The organism is Sulfuricurvum sp., from assembly GCF_030691015.1.
In the GTDB taxonomy this organism is placed as follows: Bacteria; Campylobacterota; Campylobacteria; order Campylobacterales; family Sulfurimonadaceae; genus Sulfuricurvum.
On the sequence record NZ_JAUYFF010000013.1, the window covers coordinates 35,317 to 47,033 of the forward strand.

The following is an 11,717-nucleotide window of genomic DNA, read 5'->3' on the forward strand; positions in this document are numbered from 1 at the left end:
GACGGTTAATAGAGTTTAATGGGTAAGTTTACTCAATACGTTTTCGAGTTTTGTATGCTGCTCGAGAGTGAAAAGAAACGTATCATCCATCACTTTATCCAAATGATTCATTTCGGTGAGGGTAATTCCGAACGGATCTTTTTTTGCCACTTTACTCCCCCCCGACCCAAGCACCACGTTATCTAGTTTTTTAGAGCTGTGACGGATAAAATAGGTCAAAAAGTAGCCGCCGGAGTGATCTTTTTCAATAGCGACGACAACTCGTGATGCGTTTGAACCGTTCCAGCTCAAATCAGGTGCAAGGATTTTAAAATCTTCAACCGAGAGAAATCCGACATACACTTTCGTATAGATATCATGATAGCGCTGTGTCGCGGCACGACGGAAAAATTCTAAATCGATCGGATCTTTCCCGCGTAGGGAACGAAGCATCCACGAGAGGGTTGCATAGTATTTAAATGCCGCAACTTTCAACTCTTCCGCATGAGCGATTTTGCTGCTCTCGATCCGAATCATCGGGGCACGCTCGGACTTAGAGCTCAAACGTTCCAAAATATGGCGTGCGCTGTAAGGTTTTGTCAGCCATACCGACGCATACGGCGGCAAATCAGACGTTCCTGTCGCCCCTTCGTTGAGGACTAAAAGCGCCTTAACACTGTAACGGGGGAAAAGAACTTCGAGCAATGCCCGTTTTTTACGAAGCCGTTTTTTGAGATTGCTCACCGATTTAACCAACGTCATCTCGACAAAATAGAGCTCTTTATCGGTAAAGAGAAGTCCGTCGAATTCACCGATCTCTTTGTGACGGGCACGGTAGATAATCTGCCCTTTCCAGCTCACAGAGAGGGCATCACTTTGAGCGCGGGTACGGTGTTTATGAGGCCCTTTTATAATAAAGCTTTTGATGCGCGGCTCATTGGCGGCGTAGCGGAGAAGCTTTTCATAAATATAGTTCTCATATACCTCCCCCTCAAAAGAACGAAACGCACTGATGTACCCTTCGTCTTCCATCGTGAGCCCTTTCGCTTCAAGGGAGAGAAGATGGTCAATGTTGTAGTCATAATATAAAAGATTATCGCCGAGTTCTGCATCACCTTCGGGGATAATAGTATGGTCGAATGTTAGGATGGGAGCCTCTTCTGGCGGATTAAGGTACTTTCACAAATACCCGCTAACATTTTACCTTATTTTTGACCTAACACTACTCTAAAGATCATCGTGATATACTTTATTTATGCAAAACCGACCGACCGAAGATCAAATCCGTACTCAATTCGTCACTTCGTTGATGAATTATTTTAAAATTGATGAAGATGTTTTTTTACGCAGCCATATCGATGAGCTTATCCGCCCTATCGGATCCACTCGATACAGTAGCTTTCTAAATCGACTCTCATCACGTGAAATGCCGTATAAAACTGCATTTGAAAAAATTGCCCTTATTGCTGAAGAATTTGAAAATGAGACGCTTAGCCCAATTGAGCATGAAGCGCAAGAGCGTGCAGAAAACTTATACCATTTGATGTACGATATCAGACGGGATGTGAGCTTGGTACGTGATGGTGAGAAAAGTGCGTTGGAGCGATTTGAAGCGATCCGATTTACTTCGATCAAACACGCAAACGAAGATAAACCTCTGCTGGATGAAACCGATATTAACGTTGTTAAAATAGTGACGAAGCGATGGATTTACGACTATGTTTCGTTGGATCGGAGCCTCTTTGAAGCGCGCGTTATCCACGAGTACCGTAATGAAATTCTCCGCCGCGAGCGGGAAAAAAATAATGTATTAGCCGCTCCGCTCAAAGCTAAACTTCTCCGTTCGGTAAAAGAAAAATGATTACCCTTCCCACCTCTTTGATCGATCGTGACGATTTGAGCCTCTTAGAGCGCGCGTTGCTCCCCCTCATCGCCCGTTATACGCAACAATGGGGAGATAAACCCGGAGATGTTGATGCATCTACTCTCGCACAAGCTCTCAGGAACACCCCTAGAGAAGTGATCGAAGCACTCGATAGTATGGTGAAAAAAGGGATTCTAAAAACCCTCCGACGCAAAACCGATCAGGGGATGATGATCTACTATACCTTTGCCCCTGTTTCCGTCCTCACATCTGCGGTTGTAACCCTCAGCGCAACTGAATACAGCGATAGCAACTATTATCTTAACCTCTCAAATGAAACATACACAGAGTTACACGCATATGCACTTGAGCTATGTGATCGCGAGGGACTAAGACGGGAGTTATTCGAAGATTTCAATTTGTACCAACGGAGTCAAAACCGCCGATCTTTCGACTGGTGTGCCGAGTTCGAGCGGTGGGTACGCCGTGAAATCGCTTCCAATGCGCCAGTTTTAGCATCGGCACAAGAGCTTGCCGAAACCAAACCAACTATGGAAGAGTTTGAAATGGCGCAGTATTTTATCCGCCATCTCGCCTCCATTGATCCACAGTTCGAAATGCCGGACAATGTTCAAAGCTGGGCAAAGCAGATTAAAACTCTCCTTGATACGGAAGGATACACTCTACTCGATATAAAATCGGCGATTGACTGGCTCTTCAGTGCCAAAGGGGACTGGTTCCGCCCCAACGTTCCCGATGCTTACCATTTACGTAAACATTTCAAACGGCTCATATCCAATACCCGTTCATTTCGTGACGGGAAGCCCCGTCTGCCGGATGGGGTTAATATCTTCGATATTATCGGGCGAGAATAAACTCTACCCGTCTATTTTTCGATCGACCCTCTTCGTTTTCATTGGAAGCTACAGGATCGGCATCGCCCATCCCTTTGACGGTAATAGCACCTGCATCAACTCCCTGTGTCAATAGATAATCGGCCACCATTTTTGCACGTGCTTCCGAGAGGATACCATTCGTCGCATATTGTGCCTTAAGCCGTTGCGGAGGGATATTGTCGGTATAACCTTTGATGGTTACCGAGCTATAACCGCCCGATTTAAAAAGCTTCGCCCATTCGCGCAGACGCTCTTTCCCCACTTCACTGAGAGCAACTACCCTACTTTCAAATAGTTGAAAATTTCGAAAATACTGAGCCGGAGTTGCGGTCGAAGCAACCGGTTTTTCTAAAATCGGCTTTTCGACTATCGCGACAGGTACTACTTCAACTTTTGGTTCTACAACGGCAACGACGACAGGAACTTCAGGCTTTATTTCTTCGATAATCGGTACAACCTTCGGCTCAACATTAACCACTTTTACAACTTCAACTTTTTCTACCTTGGAGAGAGGTTTAATCGGGTCTGCCATCGCCACAACACTTTGACCCGGCTTTAATCTCTCTAGCTCCATCATCACACACGCCCCTTTGACATCGCGGGCGGTGAGCGTAAAGGTATTTCCTTTACGATCCCATTGCGGGTTTTTGAGAGGTTTGAGGTCTTGATCCAACCCCTGATATTTTCGAACACCGTACCCTTTGGGTACATTTACGGTAAGGATATTCTCCGCCGTAACGCAATCAGGGCTCCCCTTACAATCCCCTCCGCTAAGGAGAATCTTCACGACACCGTTTTCTTCAGAGACTAAAAAGTCATCTCTAAAGGCACGTTGAAGATAGGAGTAGCGATCGGTATTGGCAAAAGAGAGCTTCGTCATCCCCTCTTTTGTTTTTTCAATTGTATGTGTAGCGGGGCGGACATACACGATACGATCCGCGTCAAACCCTTTCTCGAACATAAACCCGTAATTTTTATTTTTTTCGCCTTGATAATTAAAGTGAAAAATACCCTCCGAAAAATCGGCTTGCGGATAAAAAATCATCTCTGAAACATCTGCTGAAATAGGACTCCAGCTCAACCATAACCCTAGAAATCCGACTGCTATTTTAGTTTGCATTATCACCTCATTGTAATAAAGGGATGATACAATAAATCAAACCAATTTTCGGTTAAAGGGACGACTATGAATCTACTCTCACTCTATTTGAACCATCCCCTGACAACTGCAACCGTTGAATACGCTCTTGATGTTACCCTTGTGCGAGGGGTAGAAAACGGTTATTACGGGAAGAATGATCTCCTCCACGTCGTACTGGCTCCGTTTGGAGTCCTGACTCTGATCGCTAGAGAGAAAAAAGAGATACTCAACGCCCTCTCATTGCTAAATATCTCGTTAGATTCACAAAACCTCATCACCCAAGATTATCCGATCCTCATCAATCCTCATCTTGATGCACTTTTTGAAGTGACTAATGAAGCCATACTATTGCGTGAAGCTTCAATACTGAATCTCAACGTTATTGCCCTCGCGATTAGCCAAAGCGTCGGATTGGAGCATTACGAGAAACGGCTCGACACCCTCTTCTCCCAAAGTCGCCGTATCGTCGAATCGATCCATACGTTCTCCATCAGCCGACGCTCTCATTTGATGCAATTTGCCAAACGTCTTGCCCTCACTCGACACGATATGGTGAGCAATCTCCTTCTACTCGACAAACCGAATATCCTGTGGGACAATGAAGATGCCGAAACCCTCTATATACGGCTGGCATTCATCCTTGAACTCAACGATCGGCATGAAATTGCCCTCTCTAAACTCTCTCAAATCAAGGAAGATGTTATGCTGGTTATGGATATTATTAACCATAAAAAAAGTGAGTTTTTAGAATGGATCATTATCATCCTCATCGGTGTCGAAATAGTCATGGGAGTTATTGATTTTATCCGCTAGTGTGGCATTACTTTTATGCTACAATAATCCCCTACACTTTGGAGGTGATGAGAATGATGAAAAAGTTACTTGTTTTAGCGGTTCTTGGAGTATCAGCATTGTGTGCTGCCGATGGAGCCAAAATTTTTGGTGCAAAATGTGCTGAATGTCATGGAGCAAACGGAAAAGAAGCTTCTATCTCCGGAAAAGCGATTGCCGGAGACACTGGCGCATTGAGTAAACTAACAGGATACAAAAGCGGATCATTCGGAGGTGAGCAAAAAGCAACTATGCAAGCGTCTCTTGAAGGGCTGAGCGATGAGGATATTAAAGCTCTCGCGGCGTATGTCGGAAGTCTCAAGTAAGCGTTATCCCAACAGTTTTTCAAACTCCTCCGCCTTCACCGGCGGACTTTTAAAATATCCCTGATACATCGTGCACCCTTTTTCTCTTAAGAAATCGATCTGTTCTACCCGTTCCGTCCCCTCAGCCAAAACTTGAAATCCTAATGCCTGCCCCATCGCGATAATAGCCGTAACAATCGCCATATCATCACGTTCATACGGGATATCATCCACAAAACTTTTATCGATTTTAAGGACATCTATCGGAAAGCGTTTGAGATACGAGAGGGATGAATATCCCGTTCCGAAATCATCGATCGCCAAACGGATACCGTGTGCACGAAGAGAATGGAGCATAGTAACCGTCTCTTCTTCGCGCTGCATCAACGCACTCTCGGTAAGTTCAAGCTCCAGCCGATCGGCCGGATAACCGCTTTTTTTAAGAGCCGTCTCAACCATAAGGAGTATATTTTGATGGCGTACCTGATGGGCCGATACATTGACCGCTAAGGTGAGTCTATGTCCTTTGTCGAGCCAAATTTTTCCCTGTCGGCATGTTTCGCTCAAAACCCACTCGCCAATCTCACCGATAAGTCCGATCTCTTCAGCAACATGAATAAATTCGCTAGGCATAACGAGCCCTCTCATTGGGCAATTCCACCGTATTAGTGCCTCAGCTCCGACAATACGCCCCGTCTGCATATGAACCTGTGGTTGATAATAAACTTCAAACTCTTGATTTAGTATCGCACGTCTCAAGCGGGTCTCACACTCGATACGCCGCCGCGCCGAATCGGTCAGTTCATCCGTATAATAGTGATAGACTCCCCGCCCCTCTGCTTTAGCTTTATAAAGTGCCGCATCGCCATGTTGGAACAACATGGCGGCATCTGCTCCGTGATCTGGGAACAATACGATTCCGGCACTTGCCCCGACATGGATGAGTGCACCGCCTGAGAGTCGATACGCTTCAGCCAATGTACCTAACATCTCTTGGGCTAAATGCCCCGCATCTTCAGAATGGGTGATAGTTTCAACTACAACCGCAAACTCATCCCCCCCTAAACGTCCGATCAAATCACCCTCTCGCAGACGTGAAGAGAATCTCTTTGATACCATTTGTAAAAGTTCATCCCCCGCACTGTGCCCATAGCTATCATTGATATCTTTAAAGCGGTCTAAATCAAACATCAAAAGAGCTATTTGCGTTTTATTCCGATTCGCCTTGTCAATCGAATTTTGTAAATGAGCATGAAGCAGCCCGCGATTTGCCAAGCCCGTAAGCGGGTCAAAGTTGGCTAAGATTTCCAGCTGTTCTTCATGCTTTTTACGTTCACTTATATCACAATAAACCGCCATCATATACGGATGGTTTAAAAATCTAATGGCGACAACATTCACTAAAACATCCAGCAATTCGCCGTTTTTAGCCTTATGTTTGGTTTCAAAACAATCTCGACCGTTTTGTATAATAGATTCAATGCGACGGCGTGTTTCGTGGGGAAATTCGATCGCTTCATAATCCGAAATGGTAAGTTCTGAAAACTCATCGGAGGTATACCCCAAATGCTCATACGCGGCACGGTTAAATTCTACTGCCCTCATTGTAACCGAGTCAATCAGCACTACCCCATCGGGAAGTGCTTCAAACAAGGTTCGGAGCTTCAGCGCATTTTGCTCGCTTGAGATTTTTTCCGCTTTTAGCTCGTTTTTGCGCTCTCCGATTTTAGCAATCGTCTCATTTTTCTGATCGATTACCCGAAGGAGAAATTCAAAATAAGCCCCATTGATCGCATGTAAAACATCATGACGGCTCAGCAGTCCAACGAGGTTTTCCCCCTCATCGACAACGATAAGCTGATGGACACCGTGCTCTTCCATCCGTATTGCCGCCTCTTGAAGAGGGGTCCCCTTTTGGATGAAATGAACATTGCGAAGGAGCAGTTTTTCTATTTTTATATCGTTTGAGTTCCCCTTAAGAGCATACCAATGTGCAATATCCCGCTCTGTCACGAGACCGACAGGCTGAGCTCCGCGAAGGACAACCGCATAGTCACATTTACGTTCATGCATCAAGGCCGCCACTTCAAAAAGAGGGCTCTCCAATGAGACAATTAAGGGTGAACCGCTCATCGCATCTGCGACCAGTTTAAATTTTCCCAACTCCTCAAACCCGATATGACGGAGGAAATCTCCCTCGCTTACCACTCCGACAAAACACTTCTGTCCATCAACGACGACTAAATGACGATACCCTTTTTCTTCCATTATCGTATAGGCATCATGCAAATAGACACTCTCTTCAACGCAAAAAGGTTCAAGAGTCATCACCTCACTTAAGGGCTTTTCAAGATTGATAGAATCGGCAACAACACGGAGTGCGTCTCGTTCGGTAAAAATTCCTATCGGCCGGATATCGTCATCAACAATAATAACAGAACTGAAAGAACGCTCCGACATCATTTCAAGGGCGTTTGAAATCGTTTGAGTAGCCCGCAGCGAAAGTACTTGATCGGAAACGATCGATTTAAGGGTAATTAATTTCATATGCGATTAGAACACGCTATAGTCCGATTTCGCCCCATATCTTTTGCCGCATATAAAGCACCGTCTGCACGTTCGATAGCGCTGTGGAGGGAATCTTCCTCAGATACCTCCGTAATTCCGATACTGCACGTAATATGTCCCGCATCCTCAAACACTTGCGATTCGATTAAACTTCGAATTTTTTCTCCTACGCCATAAGCCTCTTCACACCCAGAATTTCGAAGCAGCAAAACGAATTCTTCCCCTCCCCATCGTGCGAATAAATCAGCTTCGCGAATCGTAGAAGCAACTAAAGAGACAAAATTTTTCAGCACATAATCGCCGATATTGTGCCCATAGGTATCATTGACTTGTTTGAAATGATCCAAATCGATCATCATCAAAGAGAGCTTTGTCCCTTGTCGCTTTGCAACGGAAAGTTCTTGAGAAAAAAGTTCGGAAAACATATGCCGATTATGAATCTCCGTCAAAGAGTCTTTCGTCGCCAACTGTGTCAAATGACGATTCTTTTGCTGGAGGATCTGGGTGATCTCTTCAAACTGCTTAAAATGATCCTGCATTAACTGAGACCATTTCAAATAGGTTCGTGAAATAAGGTCCTGTTGGGTAACAATTCCTACCACATGCCCCTCATCATTGATAACGACAATCCGCTTAAAATGGCCGTTGCGCAAATATTCAAGTCCCTCGCTAATCGACGCCTTATCACTCAGCGTATCAACGGGAGAAGACATCACATCCCGTACCTCAATAGAGGCACAGTTCCCTTCTCCGATAAAGTTAATCACATCCTTGGAGGTCAGTATCCCTACCGCCATTCCGCCATCTTGGATAATGACACAATCGCTCAATGAATCTTTCATAAACTCTAGAACGTCCAACATCACTGTAGTGGGGGAAAAACTTTTATACCCGTATTTTTTCTCAAAAATCGTCGAAATTTGAAGTGACTCCAAAATAACTTGAGGATCGACGCTCCCCACAATATCACTGTTGGTGACAAGCCCGTACAAACTTCCATCTTTATTACAGACACAGATATGCTCATCAATATCATTGGTTAAATTGAGGGCATTGATAATATTGCTATCTTTATCGATCAAGGGGAGCGGACGAAGGATGATTTGCGAGAGAGGGGTAGAAAAGTCCACTCTTTCGAGACGTAATCGGATAATATCTTTGGTTGTAATGATGTAATGCAGTGTTTTATTGACCACAATGATACTGCGATGATTATGTTCATGCATTTTATCGAGCGCATCTTGAATAGTATGATACATATCAACGCTAATCACATCGGTGGTCGCTATCAGACCGAGAGTAGGGAAAAACATAAGGAAATCTCCTCTTTACTAGTGTTTTAATTATACCGTTTACAAACACAAAATAGACTCAAACAACCAAGATAGTTTAATGTTAAAATTATATATAACATTATACAATGCATAAAATTGCCTTAAGGATATCGTCTGAATCCCATGAGTTTTTGTATACGCTTAGCCACTTGTATCGGTTGTATTGTTCCGCTCGCGATTGCTTGGCGTGTGTCTCGAATATAATCAGTGATAGAGCTTGTTGCAATCCCCTCTCTCGTACTCGTTTTAGCTCTTTGGGTCGTTCATTCCATCTTTTTAAATCGTCGTCTTATCGAAAGTCAGAAACGGTATCTGCAATTTTTCAGTGATTCCCCTGTTGCTCTGATTGTAATTGATCGTGACTATCGTATCATTGAGTGGAACCAGAGCGCCGAAGCGATTTTTGGATGGAACTACACTGAAGCGGTGGGTGAGAATATCATCGATTTTATCGTTCCCAATTTTGACAAAGACCATGTTGTTTCCGTACTCCAAAAAACCTCTCTTGAGGGGGTAAGCTACTCCAAAAATTACAATACCACCCAGCAACATAATGAAATTTTTTGCGAATGGCGTAATCGTCTTCTGGAGGGGGGAAAAGGGGAAATACTTTGCATGGCGCAAGATATCACCCTCTCAAAAAAAACACTTGATGAACTTAATAAACGTTCTGCCGCCTTGGAAAGTGCCGGCGATGCCATTTTTTATACTGACCATAAAGGGATCATTGAGTTTGCCAATCCCAGTTTTTTCGCCCTTTCACTTAACGATCAACATACCCTCTACGGCACCCATATCGGTAAATATCTTTTTAAAGAACGACTCACATTTAATACAATCTTCTCCCAATTCAGTACAAATCACACATGGAGAGGAACTCTCACTAAAAACTCAGCGTCAGGGGAAAAAGTTTTCAGTACCACCATCACGGCGATCTATCATCACAACCGCCTTGTCAGTTATGTGGCTAATCTCCATGATATCACCCATATCACTTCCCATGTCGATGCCCTGACCTATCGTGTCCAGCATGACCCTCTCACCGGAGCCACAAACCGCACGACATTAAACGATCGACTCGAACATGCTATCACTCGTTCAAAACGGCGTAAAGATAAAATAGCCCTCTACTTTATTGACTTAAATGATTTCAAACTGGTCAATGACCGTTACGGACATGAAGCAGGAGATCGTCTATTGCAAGATGTCGCGAAAAACATTCGGGCATGTTTACGTAACAGCGATACGGTTTGCCGCTATGGGGGAGATGAGTTTATCGTAATGATCGAAGAGGTCAAAGGGGAAGATCATCTGCAAAGCATTCGAGATGCGATAGCGGCTGCCATAAGCGAACCGATCTATCTGGACGAAAAAACCACCCTTTTCGCAAAAGCGAGTATCGGTTTGGCATGCTATCCCGACGATGCAACCGATACGGATAGCTTGATTAAAGCAGCTGATATGGCAATGTACGCCGTCAAAAAAGAGAAAAATTCTAGCGAACGCGCACCAATGCTTTGCGTTGACAGTTACACTCGGTAAAATAGCACCCATTATCGGAGGAACATTATGCGTATATTCACTCTTTTTGCCGCTTCGGCATTACTCTTTTCACATCTCAGCGGAAATCCCCAATGCTATGTCGAAGGATATAACGACCTCATCGCTTCTGCTGATGAAAACGCTCTCATCCTCAAAGACGGAACAAAATTCCCCTATCATACCGACAGTTCAAAATCTTCGTGGGAGGATAAAATAAACAATGCCGACCTCGCCACGCAACTCATCCAAAGCTACGATGCAGGGGGAAGCGAAACACCTCCGCCGTATCTGTTCGATCCGGGACGCTTACGCTATCAGCCCTTTTTTCAATCTCTTTACGGCAAAAACAAAAAAGAGATAGAGAAAAACCTCGTCACCATTACTTGGCCGACACTGGGAGGCTCGGTTAAACTCCCCGTCAATAAAGTGGGAGGGGTGGATAAAAAACTCTACGCCATCGGTCAGGAGATTTCCAAACTACCCAAACGTGATCGTATTTGGGCCGAGGGGGCAACCACTTATGCGTATCGGGTAATCAAAGATACCGACCGACTCTCCATGCACAGTTTCGGAATCGCAATCGATTTGGCACCTGCCAAAACCCAATACTGGAAAGACGAAGCCTCTTCAGAAACGGCTCACATCGGTTACAAAAACACGATGCCCCTCTCCATCGTCCGCATTTTCGAAAAACACGGCTTTATCTGGGGAGGACGATGGTATCACTACGACACGATGCACTTTGAGTACAGACCGGAACTCCTCGCATCTTCGTGTGTAGCAACGGCAAAGTAGTCCATGAACAAATGGATGGCTATGGCTTGCGATGAAGCGCTGAGGGGGATGGGAGCAAACGATGGAGGACCCTTCGGCGCGGCTATCGTCCGTGAGGGTAAACTCATTGCAACGGCACATAATGAAGTACTGGGGACAAATGATCCTACCGCTCATGCCGAAATCAATGCCATACGTCGTGCTTCTGCCGCACTCGGAAAATTCGATCTCTCTGACTGCACTCTCTATACAACATGCTACCCATGCCCGATGTGCATGGGGGCTATTTTCTGGGCACGAATCCCCACGGTTTATTATGCCTCATCCATGAAAGATGCCGCAGAGGGGGGATTTGACGATGAACATTTTTATACGATGATCCGCAGCCCCGAAACGGCTATCGATCTACGTCCTTTGGATGCCGAAAAGGGAAAAAAGCTATTCTCCCAATGGAATGCAAAAGAGGATAAAAAACTCTACTAG

Annotated in this window: 11 protein-coding genes; 7 read left to right on the top strand and 4 right to left on the bottom strand. The window is 44.8% G+C overall.

The window, feature by feature from the left end; genetic code table 11:
• Positions 1-15: 15 nt before the first annotated feature.
• Positions 16-1,011, bottom strand: a complete 996-nt coding sequence (locus Q8O20_RS09230) for a hypothetical protein (protein WP_305530917.1) — start codon at positions 1,009-1,011, stop codon at positions 16-18.
• 223 nt (positions 1,012-1,234) lie between these two features.
• Here Q8O20_RS09230 and Q8O20_RS09235 point away from each other — a divergent pair, with 223 nt between their 5' ends.
• Positions 1,235-1,840, top strand: a complete 606-nt coding sequence (locus tag Q8O20_RS09235) for a hypothetical protein (RefSeq protein ID WP_305530918.1) — start codon at positions 1,235-1,237, stop codon at positions 1,838-1,840.
• A complete protein-coding gene (locus Q8O20_RS09240; protein WP_305530919.1) occupies positions 1,837-2,718 on the top strand; it encodes a hypothetical protein in 882 nt (293 codons plus the stop codon). The genes Q8O20_RS09235 and Q8O20_RS09240 overlap by 4 nt, the downstream gene beginning before the upstream one ends.
• On the opposite strand, the gene Q8O20_RS09245 is transcribed toward Q8O20_RS09240, so the two are convergent.
• Positions 2,702-3,859, bottom strand: coding sequence for an OmpA family protein (locus Q8O20_RS09245; protein ID WP_305530920.1), 1,158 nt, complete (start codon positions 3,857-3,859; stop codon positions 2,702-2,704). The two genes, Q8O20_RS09240 and Q8O20_RS09245, sit on opposite strands and share 17 nt — an antisense overlap.
• 66 nt (positions 3,860-3,925) lie before the next feature.
• On the opposite strand from Q8O20_RS09245, the gene Q8O20_RS09250 reads away from it, so the two are divergent.
• Both Q8O20_RS09250 and Q8O20_RS09255 read left to right on the top strand, forming a co-directional pair.
• The gene (locus Q8O20_RS09250) at positions 3,926-4,693 is read left to right on the top strand and encodes an RMD1 family protein (RefSeq protein ID WP_305530921.1); all 768 of its coding nucleotides are present in this window, start codon (positions 3,926-3,928) and stop codon (positions 4,691-4,693) included.
• Positions 4,694-4,746: 53 nt separating this feature from the next.
• Positions 4,747-5,037 (top strand): cytochrome c, encoded by a 291-nt coding sequence (locus Q8O20_RS09255; protein WP_304741579.1) that lies wholly within the window; start codon positions 4,747-4,749, stop codon positions 5,035-5,037.
• Between the two features lie 3 nt (positions 5,038-5,040).
• Here Q8O20_RS09255 and Q8O20_RS09260 read toward each other — a convergent pair whose 3' ends face one another.
• Entirely contained in the window at positions 5,041-7,563 is a 2,523-nt protein-coding gene (locus tag Q8O20_RS09260; RefSeq protein ID WP_305530922.1) for an EAL domain-containing protein, read from the bottom strand.
• Complete coding sequence (locus tag Q8O20_RS09265; RefSeq protein WP_305530923.1) at positions 7,560-8,897, bottom strand: diguanylate cyclase; 1,338 nt, start codon at positions 8,895-8,897, stop codon at positions 7,560-7,562. The genes Q8O20_RS09260 and Q8O20_RS09265 overlap by 4 nt, the downstream gene beginning before the upstream one ends.
• Before the next feature lie 228 nt (positions 8,898-9,125).
• Between Q8O20_RS09265 and Q8O20_RS09270 the strand changes: the two genes are divergently transcribed.
• The 3 genes from Q8O20_RS09270 to Q8O20_RS09280 are packed head-to-tail and all read left to right on the top strand — an operon-like array spanning position 9,126 to position 11,717.
• Positions 9,126-10,460, top strand: coding sequence for a bifunctional diguanylate cyclase/phosphodiesterase (locus Q8O20_RS09270; RefSeq protein ID WP_305530924.1), 1,335 nt, complete (start codon positions 9,126-9,128; stop codon positions 10,458-10,460).
• Positions 10,461-10,487: 27 nt separating this feature from the next.
• A complete protein-coding gene (locus Q8O20_RS09275) occupies positions 10,488-11,255 on the top strand; it encodes a M15 family metallopeptidase (RefSeq protein ID WP_305530925.1) in 768 nt (255 codons plus the stop codon).
• A 3-nt stretch (positions 11,256-11,258) separates the two neighbouring features.
• A complete protein-coding gene (locus Q8O20_RS09280) occupies positions 11,259-11,717 on the top strand; it encodes a nucleoside deaminase (RefSeq protein ID WP_305530926.1) in 459 nt (152 codons plus the stop codon).